The sequence below is a fragment of the Amycolatopsis sp. CA-126428 genome (assembly GCF_002904335.1).
Lineage (GTDB): Bacteria > Actinomycetota > Actinomycetes > Mycobacteriales > Pseudonocardiaceae > Amycolatopsis.
The window spans coordinates 628,710-648,480 of the sequence record NZ_PPHF01000074.1; the positions used below are offsets into that span (position 1 = coordinate 628,710).

Annotated in this window: 12 protein-coding genes and 1 pseudogene; 6 read left to right on the forward strand and 7 right to left on the reverse strand. The window is 71.6% G+C overall.

From position 1 onward, the window contains the following. Positions 1 to 8 precede the first annotated feature (8 nt). The 3 genes from C2L58_RS21175 to C2L58_RS21185 form a co-directional block, all read right to left on the reverse strand. The gene (locus C2L58_RS21175; protein ID WP_103339324.1) at positions 9 to 2,093 is read right to left on the reverse strand and encodes an FUSC family protein; all 2,085 of its coding nucleotides are present in this window, start codon (positions 2,091 to 2,093) and stop codon (positions 9 to 11) included. Then, positions 2,090 to 5,218 carry a GH92 family glycosyl hydrolase gene (locus C2L58_RS21180; RefSeq protein ID WP_103339325.1) on the reverse strand — a complete coding sequence of 1,043 codons (3,129 nt, stop codon included), beginning with the start codon at positions 5,216 to 5,218 and terminating at the stop codon, positions 2,090 to 2,092. Before C2L58_RS21180 ends, C2L58_RS21175 begins: the two co-directional genes overlap by 4 nt. A gap of 80 nt (positions 5,219 to 5,298) precedes the next feature. After that, positions 5,299 to 5,562, reverse strand: a complete 264-nt coding sequence (locus C2L58_RS21185; protein WP_103339440.1) for a hypothetical protein — start codon at positions 5,560 to 5,562, stop codon at positions 5,299 to 5,301. 77 nt (positions 5,563 to 5,639) lie between these two features. Between C2L58_RS21185 and C2L58_RS21190 the strand changes: the two are divergent. Next, positions 5,640 to 6,229 (forward strand): annotated as a pseudogene (locus C2L58_RS21190) (helix-turn-helix transcriptional regulator); the annotation flags it as partial. Positions 6,230 to 6,291: 62 nt separating this feature from the next. On the opposite strand, the gene C2L58_RS21195 reads toward C2L58_RS21190, so the two are convergent. Continuing rightward, positions 6,292 to 10,617 carry a GH92 family glycosyl hydrolase gene (locus C2L58_RS21195; protein ID WP_103339326.1) on the reverse strand — a complete coding sequence of 1,442 codons (4,326 nt, stop codon included), beginning with the start codon at positions 10,615 to 10,617 and terminating at the stop codon, positions 6,292 to 6,294. A gap of 150 nt (positions 10,618 to 10,767) precedes the next feature. On the opposite strand from C2L58_RS21195, the gene C2L58_RS21200 reads away from it, so the two are divergent. Further along, a complete protein-coding gene (locus C2L58_RS21200; RefSeq protein WP_103339327.1) occupies positions 10,768 to 12,423 on the forward strand; it encodes a tannase/feruloyl esterase family alpha/beta hydrolase in 1,656 nt (551 codons plus the stop codon). A gap of 43 nt (positions 12,424 to 12,466) precedes the next feature. Beyond that, positions 12,467 to 13,162, forward strand: a complete 696-nt coding sequence (locus tag C2L58_RS21205; protein WP_233225830.1) for a class I SAM-dependent methyltransferase — start codon at positions 12,467 to 12,469, stop codon at positions 13,160 to 13,162. Here the strand turns inward: C2L58_RS21205 and C2L58_RS21210 are convergent. Next, a complete protein-coding gene (locus C2L58_RS21210) occupies positions 13,096 to 13,857 on the reverse strand; it encodes a helix-turn-helix domain-containing protein (RefSeq protein WP_233225831.1) in 762 nt (253 codons plus the stop codon). The two genes, C2L58_RS21205 and C2L58_RS21210, sit on opposite strands and share 67 nt — an antisense overlap. A gap of 55 nt (positions 13,858 to 13,912) precedes the next feature. On the opposite strand from C2L58_RS21210, the gene C2L58_RS21215 reads away from it, so the two are divergent. Together C2L58_RS21215 and C2L58_RS21220 are read left to right on the forward strand one after the other, a co-directional pair. Further along, the gene (locus C2L58_RS21215; RefSeq protein WP_103339329.1) at positions 13,913 to 14,881 is read left to right on the forward strand and encodes a zinc-binding dehydrogenase; all 969 of its coding nucleotides are present in this window, start codon (positions 13,913 to 13,915) and stop codon (positions 14,879 to 14,881) included. A 24-nt stretch (positions 14,882 to 14,905) separates the two neighbouring features. Next, complete coding sequence (locus tag C2L58_RS21220) at positions 14,906 to 15,631, forward strand: dienelactone hydrolase family protein (protein WP_103339330.1); 726 nt, start codon at positions 14,906 to 14,908, stop codon at positions 15,629 to 15,631. Here C2L58_RS21220 and C2L58_RS21225 read toward each other — a convergent pair. Continuing rightward, positions 15,628 to 16,935: a M20/M25/M40 family metallo-hydrolase gene (locus C2L58_RS21225; protein WP_103339331.1), complete on the reverse strand. Its 1,308-nt coding sequence runs from the start codon at positions 16,933 to 16,935 to the stop codon at positions 15,628 to 15,630. The genes C2L58_RS21220 and C2L58_RS21225 overlap by 4 nt on opposite strands. After that, a complete protein-coding gene (locus tag C2L58_RS21230; RefSeq protein WP_103339332.1) occupies positions 16,928 to 17,755 on the reverse strand; it encodes a M55 family metallopeptidase in 828 nt (275 codons plus the stop codon). Before C2L58_RS21230 ends, C2L58_RS21225 begins: the two co-directional genes overlap by 8 nt. A 181-nt stretch (positions 17,756 to 17,936) precedes the next feature. Between C2L58_RS21230 and C2L58_RS21235 the strand changes: the two genes are divergently transcribed. Next, positions 17,937 to 19,769, forward strand: coding sequence for an ABC transporter substrate-binding protein (locus tag C2L58_RS21235; protein WP_103339441.1), 1,833 nt, complete (start codon positions 17,937 to 17,939; stop codon positions 19,767 to 19,769). Positions 19,770 to 19,771: the final 2 nt, after the last annotated feature.

The window sequence follows — 19,771 nt, forward strand, 5'->3', positions numbered from 1 at the left end:
CGGTGCGGTCAGGGCTTCGCCGGGGCCCGGGGATCGGTGGCTTCGACGCCGAAGACGCGGCCGAGGGAGACGAGGGCCTCGTCGAGGTGGCTGAGGCTGGAGAGGACGGCGCGGGTTTCGGCCGCTTCGACGCGGTCGGAGACGGGGGTGCCGTCGTCGCGCACGAGCGTGCCGGGTGTGGGGCCACCCGGGGCGCTCAGCGCTTTGCGGAGGACGTCGATGTTGGCCAGCAGCCGGCCGGTGAACTGCCGGAGCCGGTCGGCGTCGGGGCCGGTGAGCTGGCCGGGCTGGGCGCGCGCGGCGACGTGGCGGGCGCGGAAGGCGATGGTTTCCAGGGTGGTCAGCACGTGCCAGCCGTAGTCGCGGCGGGCGCTGCGGAGGTTCACCGGGTGGGTCAGCGGTTCGATGGTGGTGCGGACCCGGTCGACGCTGCGGTCGAGGTCGCGGGAAAGCTCGATGATGTTGACGTTCTCGTCGCCGGCCAGCAGGCCGCGGGTGTGCTCGAGGAACTCTTCGAGGTCGTCGAGCACCGCGGCGATGTCGTCGAGCATGACCGAGCGGGTGCGGACCGGGACGATGACGACCGCGGCGAGGATGCCGGCGGCGGCGCCGACGGCGGTCTCGGCGACGCGGATCCAGAGCACTTCGAGGCTGAACGTGCCGAGCAGGCTGTAGAGCAGGCCGAGCATGCTCGTGACGAAGAAGGCCATCACCACCTGGGAGACCCGGGCGGTGTAGACCATCCCGAACACGCACACGAGGATGAGGCCGAGGGTGGCGGCGGTGTTGCCGCCGACCAGCAGCGCCAGCAGGACGCCGCCGACGATGCCGATCAGGGTGCCGCCGAGGCGGCGGACGCCCTTGACGAAGGTGGCGCCGGCGCTGGAGGCGCCGATGAACACGACGAAGACGGTGAGCACGGCCCAGTACCAGCGCTGGTGGGAGACGAGTTCACCGCCGACCACGGCCAGGCCGCCGCCGACGGCGGCCTGGATGGCGCTGCGGGTCCGGTTGTCGTAGGCGAGCCGTGGTTCCGGTTCCTCGTCTTCGTCTTCGAGCGGGTCGGCGGTGGTTTCCGGTGCGGCGGCGCGCTGGGCCCGGTCGTCGGCGAGGGCCAGCTCGGCCAGTGCTTTGCGGACGCCGTCGCCGGGGGCGGCGTGTTCGTCGATGCGGCTGCCTTCGACGAGCATGCGGCTGTATTCGCCGGTCTGGCTGATCAGCGGGAGCTCGCGCGGGTCGCGTTCCATGAGGGCGCGGAAGCGAGCGAGCCGGGCGATGAGGTCGTCGCGGACCTCGGCGGTGAGTTCGCCGGAGCAGGTGCGCTGGACGGTGATGGCCAGCCACTGCACCGCGAGCTCGACTTCGATGGCGCGGCGGCGCAGCCGGTCGGCGGCGCGGTCCTCGAGGACGTCGGGGGCGGCGTCCTCGATGAGCAACACGCACTCGTGCAGCCGCGCCAGCGCCGAACGCAGTTGCTTGCGGGTGCGCTCGCTACCGTTGACCCCCAGGTGGGCCTCGGCGGCGCGGACGACGGCGCCGAGGCGGGCGCGGAAGGCGCGGCGCACGCGCAGGAATTCGGCCGCGGCGTTGCGCCGCAGCAGGACGAACCGGACGACGGCGTTGGCCAGGACGCCGACGCCGAGCGCCATCACCAGCTGCGGGACCTGCGTGACGTGGGCCTGCAGGAACATCGGGAAGAAGAACAGGAAGAAGGCGATCGAGCCGAGCGCGGTGCCGCGGGCGCCGAAGCGCTGGGCGTAGACCGCGACGAAGATCAGCAGCACGAACACGATGCTGTCAGTCGGTGGCAGGGCCGAGCCGAGGCTGGCGACGGTGATCGACGCGGCCCCGGTGAGGAAGGCCAGGACGAGGGTGACGGCCTGGCCGCCCGGGGTGGGGTCGTTGACGGTGAACGCCGTCATCATCGCGGCGATGGCGCCGACGAGGGTGACGGTGAGCGGGACGTGCACGGGCAGCAGCGCGGCCACGGCGAGCACGATGCCGAGCACGGCGGAGCCGGCCAGCCGCAACCGGACCAGGCCGGGGTCGGCCGCCACGAGCCGGTCGAGAGCGGCGGTGCGGAGGTGGTTCATCGGGCGAGGAGCTCCCATTGGGCGAGGGTGGCGCGCCGGCCGCGGGTGGCGGTGATCCGCAGCCGGTAACGGGCGTGCGCGGCCGGGGTGGCGAGGGCGAACGGGCGGGTCTGACGGCGCCAGCGGAACAGCTCGTCGTCGCGTTCGTCCAGGGTGACCCAGCCGGCGCCGTCAGCGTTTTCGGAGCCTTCCAGCACCCACGCGCTCGGGTCGCCCCGGCGATCCCCGGACGTCAGCGTGTACAGGGTGACTTCGCGGGGTTCGCCGGTGACGGTGAACTCGATCGCCGGGGTGGCGCTCGAGAAGGTGACCTGGGTACGGGTGGTGTCGTCGAACAGCGCACCGACCTTGGTGCCGTCGGAACTGGTGGCGGTGCCGGTGAGGTCGGTGACGGGGGCCGGGTGCTCGGCCGGTGGCGGCGGGGCGCCCCAGCCGGTGGGTTCGGTCGTCAGGTCGAAGACGAGTTCGGCGCCGGCGGCGAGGGTGGCGTGGCCGATCGAGGTGGTGTCGTGTGGTTCGCCGTCGACGGTGAGCCCGCGGACGTAGACGGTCTCGTCGGTGTTGCCGGGGGCGTGGACGACCAGTTTCTTGCCCTCGCCCAGGTGCACGGTCGCCTTTTCGAACAGGGGCGAACCGATCGCGTAGCGCGGGCTGCCGACGGCGAGGGGGTAGAAGCCGAGGGCGCTGAAGACGTACCAGGCGGACATCTCGCCGTTGTCCTCGTCGCCGGGGTAGCCCTGGCCGAGGTCGCTGCCGAGGTAGAGCCGCCGCAGCACCTCCCGCACGACGGCTTGGGTCTTCGCGGGCGCGCCGGCGAGGTTGTAGACGTAGGGGATGTGGTGCGAGGGCTGGTTGGAATGGCCGTACTGGCCCATCCGGACGTCGCGGGCTTCGGTCATCTCGTGGATGAGGCCGCCGTACGCGCCGGGACGGCGGCCGGTCTCCGGGGTGGCGAAGAAGGTGTCCAGCTTGGCTTCGAGCGCTTCGGTGCCGCCGTGGAGGGCGGCGAGGCCGGGGCCGTCGTGCGGTGCGGTGAAGGCGGTGTTCCAGGCGTTGGTTTCGACGAAGTCGCCGCCCCAGGCGGCCGGGTCGTAGCCGTGCGCGGCGAACTTGCGGCGGCCGTCGCGGTGGCGGCCCTGGAAGAACCCGATCGCCGGGTCGAAGTGGTGGACGTAGTCCTTCGCGCGTTCGCGGAAGTAGGCCGCGTAGTCGGCGTACATCCGGGCTCGCGGCCCGTCGCTTTCCCGCGACAGTGCCTCGGCGAGGTTGGCCAGGCCGAAGTCGTTGATGCACCCCTCCAGCGCCCAGGACAGTCCTTCGCGGACCGACGCCGGGGTGTAGTGGAGGAAGATCGACTCTTCGAGACCCTTGCGGCCGACCGCGCGGCGCGGCGGACTGACGGTGGCGTTCTTCAGCCCGGCGTCGAAGGCGGCCTCGACGTCGAAGTCACGGACGCCCTTGAGGTAGGCGTCGGCGAAGGCGACGTCCGAGCTGGTGCCGGTCATCAGGTCCGCGTAGCCGGGGGAGGACCAGCGGGCGATCCAGCCGCCTTCGCGGTACTGCTGGACGAAGCCGTCGATCAGCCGGCCGCAGCGGTCCGGCGCGAGCAGCGCGTAGGCGGGCCAGGTGGTGCGGTAGGTGTCCCAGAAGCCGTTGTTGACGTACAGCTCGCCGTCGACGACCTTCGCGCCGGTGCGCCGGCGGGTGCTCGGCCACCGCCGGCGCACCACCGGGCTGGCGTGCCGGATCCCGTCGGGGGTGTTCTCGTGCGCGACGTTCGGGTACAGGAACAGCCGGTAGAGGCCGGAGTACAGCGTGGTCCGCTGGTCCTCGGTGGCGCCTTCGACCTCGACGCGGCCGAGCTCCTCCTGCCACAGCCGCCTGGCCTGGGCCTTGACCTGCTCGAACGTCGTCCCGGCCGGGATTTCCAGCTCCAGGTTGCGCCGGGCCTGGGCGAGGCTGATCAGCGACGTCGCGATCCGCAGCGTGACGTCGGGTCCGTCGAACTCGAAGTAGCCCGAGACCCGCCGCCACGGCGGGAAGCGGACCTTGGCGCCGCGGGTGGCCGGGGCGTCGGTCACGGCGTAGACGAACATCCGGCGCGCCCCGGCCGACAGCCGGGAGCGGACTCCTGTGTACCCGCTGATCACCCCGGTGTCGGGGTTCAGGCGGAGGCGGCCGCGGTTGCGGGCGTTGTCGAACAGCAGCCAGCCGTGCTTGTCCGGGAAGGTGAACTGCATGATCGCCGCGTGCGAGGTGGGCGCGAGGTCGGCGGTCATCCCGTTGGCGAACCGGACGCCGTAGTGGTGCGGTGCGTCGGTCTCGTCGTCGTGGCTGAAGGCCAGGGCGCGGTTGCGGCGGTCGCGCTCGACCGGGCCGGTGCCGGGCATGACGTGGAAGGTGTGCCGGTCGCCCATCCACGGGCTCGGCTGGTGCGACAGCGCGAACGCCTGCAGCGCGGGCCGGTTCCGGTCGTCGTTGTGGCGGTGGTAGGAGTAGAGCCAGTTGGTGACGCCGGCGTCGGTGACCGGGGTCCAGAAGTTGAACCCGTGCGGCACGGCCGTGGCCGGGAAGGTGTTGCCCCGGGAGAAGTCGCCGCTGGAGTGCGTGCCGCGGGTGGTGCGGACGCAGTCGACCGGGTCGCGCGGCGGCTCGGGGCGGTCGGCGACGCGGACGTCGTCGAGCCAGCCGGTGATCTCTCCGGGCGCGTCGGTGCGCAGCACGATCCGGCTGATCCGGCGCCCGGCGAAGGCCCCCAGCGGGCGGCGGACGAGGTTCCACTGGTCCACCCACAGCGTCTTGTCGTCCACCGGTTCGAAGCCGGCGGAGGTGCCGTCGGCGAACTCGACGTCGAGGCTGACCCGGGTGGCGTGGTAGGCGGGGATCTCACCGTCGGCCACCGGGAAGACCACATAGGACAGCTCGGTGCGCCCGGTGACGGGTACGTCGAGTTCGAACAGGACGGCGCGGGGCCGGGCGGTGTAGCGCAGAGCGCGGGTGCCGGTGAAGCCCACGCCGGTCTTGGCCGTGGGGGAGCGGTCCGGGCCGTCGCCGACGGGCAAGCCGGCGTCCGCCGGCTGCGGGTCACCGCTTTCGAAGGACGAGAAGAACACGGCGTCGGACATGCGCCCACCGTAACGGCCGCCGAACGGCGCAGCGTGCTGAAACACTGCTGCCCGCACCGGCGCGGGCAGCAGTGTCCGTTTCAGGCGACGGCGGTGCCCTCCAACTCGGCCGGCTGACCCGGGATCGCCAGCCGGCTCACCCCGAGCATCGTGGTGGCCGGGGCCACCCCGGCGGCACCCAGCCGGGCCGCGGCCATGTCCCCCTCGTGCCGCGGCTTGCCTTCGGCGTCCGTCGACGTCTGCCCGGAGCAGTACAGGGTGCGGGTCTGCCCGGAGACCACCTCCCCCTGGTTGAAGCCCAGCGCTTGAGACCACGTCACCGGGTTGACCGCCGTTCGTTCCAGTGCCACATCAGCTCCGTTCGTTGCGAGTACTGCGCCGAGGAGCTTTCCGGCGAATCACGACATCCTCTGTCGTGTAGCTCTCGGCGGCGGGCGTCCCGGTCTACGCCGAACGCGGCCGGTACGGCGGGTTCGCGCTGCTGCCCGGTTTCCGGACCGAGCTCACCGGACTGAACCACGACGAGGCTCTGGCCCTGCTGACCACCGGGCGGGCGTTCGGCCTCGGCCCGGCGCCGGCGTCGGCGGTGCGCAAGGTGGCCGACGCGCTGCCCGAAACCCACGTGGTCACGGCCGGGCGCTTCCTCGTCGAGCCCGAGACGGACCTGCTCTCCCGCCGTCCCGAGCCCGAGGAGGTGGACCCCGCGACGATGCTCGAGGTCCGCCGCGCGGTCCTCACCGGCCACCGTCTGCGCCTGCACTACACGGCCACGGGCCAGGAGCCGCGGTGGCGCACGGTGGACCCGATCGGCCTGGTCACCGTCCGCGACCGCGGCTACCTGCTGGCGACGACAGCGGGCGCGGACCGGACGTACCGGCTGTCGCGGATCCTGGCCGCCGAATCGCTGGACGAACCGGCCGACCGGCCCGGCGGGACGACCTGCTGAACGCGGCGGTCGCGGTCCGCGCGGAAGAACCCGAGACGTCCGGCTGGCTGCGGTTCGAGGTGACGCTACCGGTCGTGAGTGGTAAGGCGGGTTAGAACCCGCCTTACCACTCACGACCTTCACGCACCTACATCTTCGTGCACTGCCCAGCGATCGGGCCGCGCACGACGTTCGGCAGGTCGTGGTCGGTCGGTGCCGGGTTGTTCACCGCGCACGCCAGCGGGCCGCCGACCGTGCTCGACGTCAGCACCGGCCCGTGGTTGCCGGTCAACGCCACCGGGCCGCCGATGTCGGTCAGCTCGATCGACACCTGACCGGTCACCCCGGTGATCGCCACCGGACCGCCCACCTTCGTGCGGTTCAGCACCACCTGAGCCGCCCCCGTCGCCGCGAGCGGGCCCTTGACCTGACCGCCGCGGACGATCAGGGACGCTCCAGGACCGACCGTGACCGGGCCCGAGATGGTCGCGTCCTGCAGGCACACCGTGCCCGAGGTGATCGACAGCGGACCGGACTGGACACCCGTCACCGTGCGAGTGCAGGAAGCGTCCGGCTTGCCCAGCAGCTCGAACTCGGCCAGCTGCGCCGGGGCGCCGGTGCTGGTCGCGGTCACCTCGAGCCGGTAGTACGCGTAGTGCGCCGGGTCGGCCACCTTGAACGCGCGGGTCTGCTGCCGCCAGCTGAACGCCTGGTTCTCCTGCCGGTCGGCCACCGCCCACGTCTTGCCGTCGTAGGAGCCCTTCAGCACCCAGCTCTTCGGGTCGCCCGCACCGGTCTGGGACGTCAGCGTGTAGTTCGTGACGGCCTCGTCGGTCGAGTTCAGCTGGTACTGCACGGCGCCGGTGACCGCGGCCTGGGTGCGCGAGGTGTTGTCCACCAGCGCGGCCGCGTCCGAGCCGTCCGAAGTGGACAGCGTGCCCCTGCCGGGACCGGTCTCGTCGTGCAGCGGCGCCGGCGCGCCGTCGCCCTGGGTGATCGACTTCGGCGCGTCGTTCGGGCCGGTGCCCCACGCCGAGGGGTTCGGGCCCATGTCGAAGTCGATCTTCCCGCCGCGGGCGATCAGCTCGTGCGGCAGCGACGTCGAGGAGTACGCCTTGCCGTTGACCTTCACACCCTGGACGTAGACGTTCTTCGCGCTGTTCTTCGGCGCGTTGATCACCAGGTCCTTGCCGCCGGCCAGGTGGATCGTCGCCTTCTTGAACAGCGGCGACCCGATCGCGTAGTCCGGGCTGCCCATCTGCAGCGGGTAGAAGCCCAGCGCGCTGAAGGTCCACCACGCCGACTGCTCGCCGTTGTCCTCGTCACCGCCGTAGCCCTGGCCGATCTCGCTGCCGGTGTAGAGCCGCGAGAGCGCCTCGCGGACCTTCTCCTGCGTCTTGGCCGGCTGGCCCGCGTAGTCGTACATGTAGAGCGTGTGGTGCGAGGCCTGGTTGGAGTGCCCGAGCTGCCCCATCCGGACGTCGCGGGCCTCCCGCATCTCGTGGATCACCCCACCGTAGGAGCCCGGGAAGTTCGCGGTCTCCTGGTCGGCGAAGAAGGCGTCCAGCTTCTTCGCCAGGCCCGCCTTGCCGCCGTAGAGGTTCGCCAGGCCCTGACCGTCCTGCGGCACGGAGAACGCCATGCCCCAGCCGTCGGTCTCGGTGTAGTCGATGCCCCACACCCGCGGGTCGTAGTCCTGCGTCGACCGGCTGAACTTGCCCGCCGCGTCCCGGCCCTGGAAGAACCCGACACTCGGGTCGAACAGGTTCACGTACTGCTGCGCCCGGCTGGTGAAGTACTCGTAGTTCGACAGGTACTCCTGCTTGCGCGGGTCACTCGCCGGGGCTTCGTCGTAGAGCTTCTTCGACAGGTTCGCGATGCCGAAGTCGTTGACGTACCCCTCGATCGACCACGAGAACCCGTGGTCGGCCGTGTTGGGCGAGTAGCCGAGGAAGATGCCCTCGTCGATGCCCTTGCGGCCGACCGCGTTGTTCGGCGGGGTCACCGTCGCGTTCTTCAGCGCCGCGTCGTAGGACGCCTTGACGTCGAAGTTGCGCACGCCCTTGAGGTAGGCGTCGGCGAACGCCACGTCCGAGCTGGTGCCGGTCATCAGGTCCGCGTAGCCCGGCGAGGACCACCGCGAGATCCAGCCGCCGTCGCGGTACTGCTGCACGAACCCGTCGACCATCTTCCCGGCCATCTCCGGGGTGAGCAGCGAGTACGCCGGCCAGGTCGTGCGGTAGGTGTCCCAGAACCCGTTGTTGACGTAGGTCTGGCCGTCGACGATCTTCGCCCCGGTCCGGGTCGGGGTGTCCGCCCCGGCCTTCGGCGAGACGAAGCTCGCGTACTGGTACTTCGGCTTCTCGTTCGTGCCGGTGTTCTCGAACGCCGAGTTCGGGTAGAGGAACAGCCGGTACAGGTTCGAGTACAGCGTCGTGAGCTGGTCCTTCGACGCGCCCTCGACCTCGATCACCTTCAGCTGGTCGTCCCAGGCCCGCTGCGCGGCGTCGCGGACGGAGTCGAAGGTCGCGGCCGGCGCGATCTCCTGCGCCAGGTTCTTCTTCGCCTGGTCCACGCTGATCAGCGACGTCGCGATCCGCATCGTCACGGTCTTGTCGGCGCCGGCGGCGAACCGCAGGTAGCCGGCCACGTCGTCGTGGCCCTGCCCGGTGAGCTTGGCGCCCGCGGTGACCGGCTTGTCGAAGGTGGCGTAGACGAACATCCGGCCCGCCCCGGCCGACAGGCCGCTCTTGACGTCGGTGTAGCCCGACAGCGTGCCGCCCGCGGTGTCGAGCGTCAGCCCGCCCTGGTTCTTGTAGTTGTCGAAGATCAGGCTGGAGTCGCTGCCCGGGAAGGAGAACCGGAACACCGCCGCGTGGTCGGTCGGGGCGATCTCGGTCTTGATCCCGTTCTCGAACTGCACGCCGTAGTAGTGCGCGCGAGCGGTCTCGTTGTCGTGCTTGAACGCCAGCGCCCGGGCGTCGCGGTTCGCGTCCGGCACCCCGGTGGCCGCGGACGGCATCACCTGGAAGGTCTGCCGGTCGCCCATCCACGGGCTCGGCTCGTGGCTGACGCTGAACGCCTGCAGCTCCGGCAGGTTCTGCTCGTTGTTCTGGCTGTGGTAGTTGTACATCCACCGGACGTCGCCGTCGTCGGCGTTCGCGTCGGTCACCGGGGTCCAGAAGTTGAACCCGTGCGGCACGGCCGTGGCCGGGAAGTTGTTGCCGCGGGAGAAGGTGCCGTTGGCCATCGTGCCGCGCGTGGTGAGGACGTTGTCGCTCGGGCGGGTGCTGGCCGGCGGGGTCGGCGTCGCCGAGATCTTCACGTCGTCGAGCCAGCCCTGCAGCGAGCCGGGGCCGTCGGGGTTGTCGAAGCCGACCAGGATCCGGTCGACGGTCTTGCCCTTGGCCACCGTGCCGATCGCCGAGCGCACCAGGTTCCACTGGTTGGTGTAGAGGACCTTGCTCTTGCCCTGGCCCTCCGGGGTGAGCGGGAACCCGTACTGGTCGGTCGCGCCCAGGTCGCGCAGCCGGGTGCCGTCGGTGAAGACCAGGTCGATCGCCACGTTCGTGCTCTGGTACTTCAGGTCACCGGTGATGAACTGCGGCTGCACCTTGTAGGTCAGCTCGGTCGAGGGCACGACGGGGATGTCGACGTCGAAGACCTTGTTGTAGGACCAGCCGTGGCCTTGGGTCTGGCTCCCGGAGTAGCGGAACGCCTTGAGCCCGGTGAAGCCGACGCGGTTCTTGTTCGTGTAACCGCTGGTCGGCCCGGAGTCGGTGAAGCTGCGCATGTTCGGCAGCGGCGGCGGCGCCGGCTCGTCGTTGGCCAGCAGCAGCTCCGACAGCTGCAGGATCGGGCCGCCGTTGTTGCGGGTGATGTCCAGCCGGAAGTACTTGAACGCCGGGGTCGGCGCGGCCAGCTTGTAGTCCTTCTGCTGGAACCGCGCGGTGAACGCCTGATCGGCTTGCTTGTCCAGGTCGGTCCAGGTCGAAGCGTCGTTCGAGCCCTGCAGCGTCCAGTCCTTGGGGTCGCGGTTGTCGAAGTCGTTGGCCGAGGAGATCGCGTAGTGCGTGATCGACGTCGGCTCCGCCAGCGTGATCTGGGCCCACGCCGTCGGGTCCCATGACAGCCACTTGGTGTCGGTCGTCCCGTCGACGAGGTTCGACACCACTTCGCCGCCACCGCTGTTTTCGCTGCTGGCGCTGGTTTCGGTCACCTTGCCGCGGATGTCACCGGGGATCGCGGTACCGTTCGCGCCGTTGATCCCGGACGCACGCGGCTTGCCCGCCGCGTCGGTGTCGACCGTGTCGGTCCACGTCGGCTGGACGTCACCGGCCTCGAACGAGGACGAAAAGTCGGCGGGCAGGGCGTCTTCGGCGGCGGACGAGGCCGCGGGGAGGGCGACCAGGCCGGCGGCGACCACGGCGGCGGTCACCAGGAAAGCGACCGGGGGTCTGGCGCTTCGGGGCATCGTTGCTCCAAGCTCGGAGGGCGGATTTCAGCAGCGCCGCGCAGGCGGGGACCGGCGGCGCCAAGGAAGGGAAACGCGCGGGTGACATCGATGTCAAGACCGGTCGCCAAACCTGGCCGGAATCAGACAACGCGGAAAAACGGGGGACGGATGAGACCGCTGAAGATCGTCACCGCCATCACCGCGCTGACCCTCGCCACCGCCGCGTTCGCCCCCGCTCCCGCGGCCACGTTCGTCCCCGCCATCGCCGTCGCGGCCCCGGAATCGATCCTCCGGCCGGTGACCGCCTGCACCGACCTCGCCCGCGGGTTCGCCCTCCCGGGGGCCGCCACGCACGTCACGGTGGCCACCGTCGTCGCGGCCACCGGCACCGACCCCGAATACTGCGGTGTGCAGGGCTACGTCGAACCCGCCGTCCGGTTCGAACTGCGCCTGCCCACCAGGACCTACGCCGGGCGCTACCTGCAGTACGGCTGCGGCGGCTTCTGCGGCCTGGTCAACCCGCCCGCCTTCGCCGACTGCGGCCTGCACCACGGCGGCGACGTCGCCGTGGCCGCCACCGACGACGGGCACATCGGCAAGACCCCCGCCGTCGTCGACGACGGCAGCTGGGGCGCCCACGACCAGGCGGCCCGCAACGACCTCGAATTCCGCGCACCCCACGTCGTCTCCCGCGCCTCGAAGGCGATCATCCAAGCCTTCTACGGCGCCCCGCCGCGCAAGTCCTACTTCAGCGGCTGCTCCGACGGCGGCCGCGAAGGCCTCCAGCTCGCCCAGCGCTACCCCGCGGACTTCGACGGCATCGACGCCGGCGCACCCGCGAACTCCTGGAGCCCGCTGCTCGGGGTCTACCAGACCTGGCTCGCGCGGGCGAACACCGCCACCGACGGCAGCCCCATCCTCACCGCCGCCAAACTGCCCGCCCTGCACAACGCCGTCCTCGCTGCCTGCGACCACCTCGACGGGCTCGCCGACGGCCAGCTCGACGACCCCCGCGCCTGCCACTTCGACCCCGCGGCACTGACCTGCCCCGACGGCGACAGCCCGGCCTGCCTCACCCCGGACCAGGTCGCCGCGACCCGCCGGCTGTACTCGCCACCCACCGACGCCTACGGCACGCTGCTCTACCCCGGCGGCCAGCTGCCCGGCTCCGAGCTGTCCTGGGCCGGGTGGATCATCGCCACCCCCGAGACCGGCGGTTTCGCCTTCGCCCGCAACCTCGCCGACAACTACCTGCGCTACCTCGGCTACCCGATCGGCGCCCCGGCCGCCACCGTCGACACCTTCGCCTTCACGCAGGCGGAGTTCGACCGGCTCACCCGGGTCGGCGTCCGCTACAACGCGATGAGCCCCGACCTGTCGGCGTTCCACCGGCGCGGCGGCAAGCTGCTGCTCTGGCACGGCTGGGCCGACGAAGCCATCCCGCCGGCCGGCACCCTCGACTACTACCAGCGGCTCACCCACGGCCGCCCGCAGGACTGGGCCCGGCTGTTCATGGTCCCGTCGCTCTACCACTGCGGCGGCGGCACCACGCTCACCGAGTTCGACCCGCTGCGCGAACTGGTCGCCTGGGTCGAACGCGGCACCACACCCACCCGGGTCACCGCGACCGGCCGCGACGCCGCGGGCACCGTCACCCGCACCCGGCCGGTGTTCGCCTACCCGCAGCGAGCGGTCTACGACGGCACCGGCAGCATCGACGACGCCGCCAACTTCCGCCCCGCACCGCCGTCCTCGCCGGTCCGGGACGTCGTCCACTGGGCGGGGGAGAAGCTGTACGACCTCCCGGGGCCGGTCGCGCCGTAAAACGCCTCCCGCGGGTCCCGGCGTCGCCGCTAGGGTCACGATCATGACGACGCCGGAACCCGCCGACCGCGTACTCGCCCGCGCCTCCCTCGCCGACGGCAGCCCCACCCGGTGGTTCGACCAGCTCTACACCGCCGCCGCGCGCGGCGAGGCCGAAGTCCCGTGGACCCGCGGCGAACCGAACGCGGACCTGGCCGCCTGGGTCCGCCCGGGCGAGGGCCGCCGCGCCCTGGTGGTGGGCAGCGCCCTCGGCGACGACGCCGAACTGCTGTCCGCGGCCGGCTGGGCCGTCACGGCCTTCGACGTCGCCCCGGCCGCGGTCGAAGCGGCCCGCGCGCGGTTCCCGCGGTCCGAAGTGGACTACGTCGTGGCGGACCTGCTGAACCCACCGGGAAACTGGCGCCACGCGTTCGACCTGGTCGTGGAGATCATCAACATCCAGGCCATGCCGCGCGAATTCCGCCCCGCCGCGGTGGCCTCCCTCGCCGGCTTCCTCGCGCCGGGCGGCACGGCGCTGGTCAGCGAGGTCGCGGAGGAGAGCACCGACGTCGCGACCTGGGAAGGCCCGCCGTGGCCGTTCAGCCGCGCCGAGATCGAATCCGTCGCCCAGGACGGTGTCCGGGCTGGTCAGCCTGGAAACCATCCGCGACGGCGCCCGCTACTGGGCCACCTTCACCCGCTGGCCCGGTGCCGGCCGGGCGTCGTTCCCACGACGGCCGTGAACGCCGCGATGAAGTGACTCGGGTTCGCCCAGCCGCACGCCCGGGCCGTGTACGCGGTGTCGTGGCCGTCGGCGAGCAGGATCAGCGCGTGGCCGACGCGCACCTGGGTGCGCCACTCGTGGAACGTCATGCCCAGCTCGTCGCGGAACAACCGGCTCAGCGTGCGCGCACTGGCGCCGATCCGCGACCCGAGTTCCGCCAGCGGGGTGTTGTCCCCGGGTTCCTCGTACAGCCTCCGCGCGATCGCCCGCAACCGGTCGTCGCGCGGCTCGGGCAGGTGCAGCGGCTGCTCGGGCGCTTCGCGCAGCTCGTCGACCAGGACCCGGCGCAGGCGGGCACCGGCGGCCCGGTCGTACTCGCGCGGGCCGGTGAGGGCGAGCAGCACCTCGCGGGCGAGACCCGACGCGGTGAACACCGCGGGCCGATCGGGCACGAGCCGGGCCGGCGACGCGGGCAGGAACACGATCCGCATGTCGGTGTGGCCGTGCGCGCGGTGCCGGTGGGTGAAGCCGGCCGGCGTCCAGGCCACCCGGTTCGCCGGGACGATCGACGTCCCCCGCTCGGTGTGCACCGACAGGACACCCCGGGCGGCGTAGACCAGGTGCCCGCGCTCGTGGACGTCCGCCGCGCTGGTTCCGCCCGGCGGCCACAGGTGCACCCCGCCGGACGGCCAGATCCGCGAGACCGGCGAGACTTGGCGGCCAATGGGCATGACTTGGCATTCTACCGGTGGTCGGCCACGCCCGCGCCCGACGACAGTGGAACGCATGAAGACGATGCGAGCGGCGGTTTGCGTCCGCGCCGGCGGCCCGGACGTGCTGGAGATCCACGAGCTGCCGGTCCCGGCGGTCCGCGACGGCTGGAGCCTGGTGCGGGTCCGGGGCACCGGCCTGAACCGATCGGAGCTCAGGACCCGGCAAGGGCACTCCCCGGACGTGGTCTTCCCGCGGGTGCTCGGGATCGAATGCGTGGGGACCGTCGCCACCTCGACCGACCCGCGGCTCCCGGACGGCACCACGGTCGCGGCGGTGATGGGGGAGATGGGCCGCGCCTTCGACGGCGGCTACGCCGAGTACGCCCTGCTCCCGAACCCCCTGCTGATGCCGGTCACCACCACCCTGCCCTGGGACGTGCTGGCCGCCCTCCCCGAGACCTACCTGACCGCGCAGGGCGCACTCGACGCGCTCGGCATCGGCCCGGGCAGCCGCGGCCGGCTGCTGATCCGTGGCGGCACGTCGTCCGTCGGGCTGGCCGCCGCCTCGATCGCGGCCGGCCACGGCCTGGAAGTCGCCGCCACCACCCGCCGGCCGGACAAGGCGGCCGCCCTGACCGCCGGCCACGTGCTCATCGACGACGGCGGCCCGCTGGCCGGCCTGCCGGAACTGTGGGCCGAAGGCCCGGACTGGGTCCTCGACCTCGTCGGCGCCCGCACGGCCGTGGACTCCCTGCGCCTGGTCCGCCGGGGTGGCACGGTGTGCGTGGCCGGTTCGCTCAGCGGCTGGATCGTCCCGGACTTCGAGCCGATCGCGAAGATCCCGTCCGGCACCAAGCTCACCGCGTTCCACAGCAACGACCGCAAGGGCAGCACGGCCCTGCTGCAGCGGATCGTCGCCGAAGTCGAAGCGGGCACCTACCACCCGCACGTCGACCGGGTCTTCCCCTTGGGCGAGATCGCCGCCGCCCACCGGTACATGGAGGACGACCGCGCCGCCGGGAAACTCGTGGTGGTGCCCTGATCCGGTGGCCTAGGCTCGGCGATCATGCCCACCCAGTCACTGCAGATCCCCACCGCGGACGGCCAGGCCGACGCCTTCGCCGCGTTCCCCGGCGAAGGCGACCGCCACCCCGGAGTGCTGATGTACCCGGACGGCTTCGGCATCCGGCCCGTCCTGCGGGAAATGGCCGAAGAACTGGCCGGTCACGGGTACTCCGTGCTCGTCCCCAACATCTTCTACCGCCACGGCCCGGCGCCGGTGCTCGAACTCCCCGGCCACATCGGGGAAGAAGCCCGGCCCGCGATCTTCGCCGAGCTCACGCCCATGATCGAGGCGCACACCACCGACCGGATCCTGCGGGACGCCGACGCCTACCTCGACTTCCTCACCACCCGGCCCGAGGTCGCCCCCGGGCCGGTCGCGGTGACCGGGTACTGCATCGGCGGTCTCCTGGCGACGCACACCGCCGCGGCCCACCCCGGCCGGGTGGCCGCCCTCGCCGGGTTCCACGCTCCCGTGGGCGCCGCCGGAGACGGCAGCCTGCAGCGGATCACCGCCCGAACCCACTTCGGCCACGCCGAATCCGATCTGACACCCGAGGCGCTCGGCGAGCTCAACAAGACCCTGGACGCCGCCGGGCTCGAATACACCTCCGAGATCTACCCCGGCTCCGTCCACGGCTTCACCATGGCCGACACCGACGCCTTCGACCCCGCCGGCCTGCGCCGCCACTGGGACAGCCTGCTGGCGCTGCTCGACCGGGCCCTCTAGCAGTTCTCCAGGAACCGGGTCAGGACGCGGGTGCCGAAGTGCAGGCCCGCCACCGGCACCCGCTCGTCCACCCCGTGCGCCATCGCCCGGTACGGGAACCCCTTCGGCAGCCACAACGGCGCGAAGCCGTAGCAGTCGATCCCCAGCTGCGCGAACGCCTTCGCGTCCGTCCCGCCGCCCAGGCAGTACGGCACCACCACGGCGTCGGGATCTTCCGCCTGCAAGGCACGAGCCATCGCGGAGAACCAGGGGGAGTCCACCGGTGCCTGCACCGGCGGCTGGTGCGCGACGAACTCCCGCGTCACGCCTTCGCCGAGCAGCTCGTCCAGCGCGGCGAACAACGACTCCTCGGTCCCCGGCAGCACCCGCACGTCGACCTGGGCGGTCGCCGTCGACGGGATCACGTTCACCTTGTACCCCGCGTCCAGCATCGTCGGGGTCGTGCTGTTGCGGATCGTGGGCAGCACCAGCCCACCGGCCGGGCCGAGCGCCGCCACCGCCGCGTCCACCCCGTCCGAAGAGGACAGCTCGACCGGGACACCCAGCGCCGCGCCGGTCCGCTCCAGGAACGCCCGCACCGCCGGGGTCAGCGACACCGGCCAGCGGTGCGCGGCGATCCGGTGCAGCGCACCCACCAGCCGGGTGACGGCGTTCTCGTCGTTCGGCCGCGACCCGTGCCCGGCCCGGCCCCGCGCGGTCAGCCGCAGGTGCGCGGTCCCGCGCTCGGCCGTCCCGACCGGGTACAGGTGCACGTCACGGCCGTCGGCGGCCGGCACGTGGTAGGTGTAGCCGCCCGACTCGCTGATCGCCGCGACGCAGCCCTCGAACAGCTCCCGGTGCCGGGCGACCAGCCAGTGCGCACCCCAGTCGCCGCGGTCCTCCTCGTCGGCGACGAACGCCAGCACTAGCTCACGCCGCGGCCGCGCCCCGCCGGCCAGCGCCGCGAGCACCATGGCCACGAAGTCCTTCATGTCGGTCGCGCCGCGGCCCCACAGGTACCCGTCGCGCACCTCGCCGGCGAACGGCGGCACCGACCAGTCCGCCGCGTCCGCCGGAACGACGTCCAGGTGGCCCTGCACCAGCAGCGCGGGCAGCGACGGATCGGTGCCCGGCACCCGCGCGATCACGCTGGCCCGCCCCGGCGCGGCCTCGAGGATCCGCGACGGGATGCCCAGGCCGTCCAGGAACGCGGCCACGTACTCCGCCGCCGGCCGCTCCGGCTCGGCGTCGTTGTTCCCGCGGTTGGTCGTGTCGAACCGGATCAGGTCCGCGCACAGCTGGACAGCGTCGGCCGAGTCAGCCATAGATACCCTGCACCGCCCCCGCCGCGATCGCCGTGACGACCTTGAAACACTTCATCGCCTCGGTCATGGTCGGCGCGTCGAACCCGACCCGCCGCGTCCCGATCTGCTCCACCGTGGGGATCACCGCCGTCGACTGCGCCAGGTGACTCGCGTCGAACTCCACCTCGATCCGGTGCGCGCTCACCCGCCGCTCCTCCCGGCCGGCGCGGGCCAGGGCGTCGGCCGCGGCGCCGGTCAGCAGCTCCGCCGTGCGCGCGGGCGGCAGGCAGATCGCCGCGTACCGGCTCACGCATTCCTTCACCTGGACCAGCTCCGCCTCCGGAGCGTAATCACGGGCGTCGTCACACGTTTTGTCGTCACCCGAAACGAGCAGGACAGGGACGCCGTACTCCGCGGCCATGCCCGCGTTCAGCCGGCCCTCGCTCGCCGGGACGTCGTCCAGCCACACCCCGGTGATCTGGTTCTCGAGGTAGGTGTGGGAGAGCACCCCGTCGAAGCCCGCGCCGGCGTGGTAGCCGAGGAACACCACACCGTCCACACCGGAATCGATGCCCTGCATCATCGACAGCGGCTTGTGCCGCCCGGTGAGCATCCGCGCCCGCGGGTCGAGCTCCTCCAGCAGCAGGTTCCGTTGCGACGAATGGGCTTCGTTGACCAGCACATCGCTCGCCCCGGCCTCGTACAGGCCGGCCAGCACCGCGTTGACGTCGCCGGTGAACAACCGCCGGAAGCGGTCCCACTGCGGCGACCCGGGCACGACGTCGTCGGTCCAGGTGACGCCGGTGGCGCCCTCCATGTCCGCCGAGATCAGGATGCGCATGCCGGGCACTCTAGCCAGCACGCCCGCCCTCCGGACGCGAAACGCCCCCCGAGCCGAATGTCACTCAGTGTGACGACCAGCGGGTCGATAACGATCGGGCACCTGCCGAGGCGGCAACATATTGCGCGGTTGTCCCGGTATGTGGTTACTTCTCGTCCTTGGGGAGGCTCGCCAGCGAATGATGGGGTGGTTTTCGGTGCAGTTCCAACGCAGGTGCGGGCGGTTCGCCCGCGTGGGCGCGGTCGTCGCGGCCGCGACATTGGCGGCGATCCCGCTCGCCGTTCCCGCGCAGGCCCAGCAGGGCAAGGTGCTGCGGGTCGCGCTCACCACCGGCATCGACCACCTGAACCCCTTCACCGCCGCGCTGTCGGCGTCCACGCAGATCGGCCGGTTCACCTTCGAGTTCCTGACCATCCCGAACGCGGAAAAGGCCGAAGCCTCGCCCGCGCTCGCCGAGTCGTGGACCCCGTCGCCGGACAAGCTCACCTGGACGTTCAAGATCCGCAGCGGCGTCAAGTGGAGCGACGGGCAGCCGGTGACCGCCAAGGACGCGGCCTTCACCTTCAACCGCATGCTCGACGACGAGAACGCCCGCACCGCCAACGGCAACTACGTGGCCAACTTCGAGACGGTCACCACCCCCGACGACACCACCCTCGTCATCAAGACCAAGACCGTGCAGGTCAACATGAACCTGCTCGACGTGCCGATCGTGCCCCAGCACATCTGGGAGCCGATCAAGGACCTCAAGGCCCCCTCGACCGACACCCTCGCCGTCGCCGGCGTCTCCGACGGCCCGTACCAGCTCACCGAGTACAAGCCGAACGAGTACGTCAAGTTCAAGGCCAACAAGGACTACTGGCGCGGCGCGCCCAAGGTCGACGAACTGCAGCTGCTGCAGTTCAAGGACAGCGAGGCCGCGGTCAACGCGCTCAAGCAGGGCGAAGTCGACGTCATCAACCGGCTCAACCCCAACCAGTTCGACGCGCTGAAGGGCCAGCAGGGCATCACCACCAACGCCGCCCCCGGCCGCCGCTACGACGAGCTGTCGATCAACTTCGGCGTCACCGACAGCGCCAACAACCCCATCGGGGACGGCAACCCGGTCCTCAAGGACATCAACCTCCGCAAGGCGATCACCCAGGCCGTGGACACCCAGGCCCTCGTCGACAAGGTCCTCAAGGGCCTCGGCCAGGTCGGCGGCGGCGTCGTGCCCCCCGTCTACGCCGCCTACCACTGGGACCCCAGCGCCGCCGAGAAGGTCAAGTTCGACCTCGCCGCCGCCAACGCGACCCTCGACCAGGCCGGCTACCAGAAGGGCCCCGACGGCGTCCGCACCGCTCCCGGCGGCGCCAAGCTGGAACTGCGCCTCACCGGCCACGCCAACCGCAGCTACGACCAGGGCGTCGCCCAGTACGTCACCGGCTGGCTCAAGGACATCGGCGTCACCGTCAAGCAGGACCTCGTCTCCGACGACGAGCTGTCCGACCGCACCCAGGCCGGCAAGTACGACCTCGCCATCGGCGGCTACGGCACCAACCCCGACCCGGACTACGCGCTGTCGCTGCACACCTGCGGCGCACGGCCCAGCCCGGACGGCAAGGGCGGCAGCACCGACACGTTCTTCTGCGACGCCGCCTACGACGACCTGTACAAGAAGCAACTCACCGAAACCGACGACGCCAAGCGCGCCGGGTACGTCAAGCAGGCCCAGGCCCGGCTCTACAGCCAGTTCCCGACCATCGTGCTCGACTACCAGAACGCCCTCGAGGCCTACCGCTCCGACAAGTTCTCCGGCTTCACCACCCAGCCGCAGCCCAGGGGCGCCATCCTCGAACAGACCGGCTACTGGGGCGTCTACGGCGCCACCCCGGCAGGCACCACGAACGCCGCCGACTCCGGCAGCGGCAACACGGTGCTGTGGATCGTCCTCGGCGCGGTCGTCGTGGTGGTCCTCGTCGGCGGCGGCATCATGCTCGGCCGCCGCGGCAAGACCGCAGAGGACCGCGAGTAAGA

Excerpts from the sequence above, each read along its gene's own strand:
- C2L58_RS21200 (WP_103339327.1), top strand. The coding sequence starts at position 10,768 with ATGAGACCGCTGAAGATCGTCACCGCCATCACCGCGCTGACCCTCGCC.
- C2L58_RS21225 (WP_103339331.1), bottom strand. The coding sequence starts at position 16,935 with ATGGCTGACTCGGCCGACGCTGTCCAGCTGTGCGCGGACCTGATCCGG.
- C2L58_RS21220 (WP_103339330.1), top strand. The coding sequence starts at position 14,906 with ATGCCCACCCAGTCACTGCAGATCCCCACCGCGGACGGCCAGGCCGAC.
- C2L58_RS21175 (WP_103339324.1), bottom strand. The coding sequence starts at position 2,093 with ATGAACCACCTCCGCACCGCCGCTCTCGACCGGCTCGTGGCGGCCGAC.
- C2L58_RS21205 (WP_233225830.1), top strand. The coding sequence starts at position 12,467 with ATGACGACGCCGGAACCCGCCGACCGCGTACTCGCCCGCGCCTCCCTC.
- C2L58_RS21230 (WP_103339332.1), bottom strand. The coding sequence starts at position 17,755 with ATGCGCATCCTGATCTCGGCGGACATGGAGGGCGCCACCGGCGTCACC.
- C2L58_RS21195 (WP_103339326.1), bottom strand. The coding sequence starts at position 10,617 with ATGCCCCGAAGCGCCAGACCCCCGGTCGCTTTCCTGGTGACCGCCGCC.
- C2L58_RS21235 (WP_103339441.1), top strand. The coding sequence starts at position 17,937 with ATGGGGTGGTTTTCGGTGCAGTTCCAACGCAGGTGCGGGCGGTTCGCC.
- C2L58_RS21215 (WP_103339329.1), top strand. The coding sequence starts at position 13,913 with ATGAAGACGATGCGAGCGGCGGTTTGCGTCCGCGCCGGCGGCCCGGAC.
- C2L58_RS21210 (WP_233225831.1), bottom strand. The coding sequence starts at position 13,857 with ATGCCCATTGGCCGCCAAGTCTCGCCGGTCTCGCGGATCTGGCCGTCC.
- C2L58_RS21180 (WP_103339325.1), bottom strand. The coding sequence starts at position 5,218 with ATGTCCGACGCCGTGTTCTTCTCGTCCTTCGAAAGCGGTGACCCGCAG.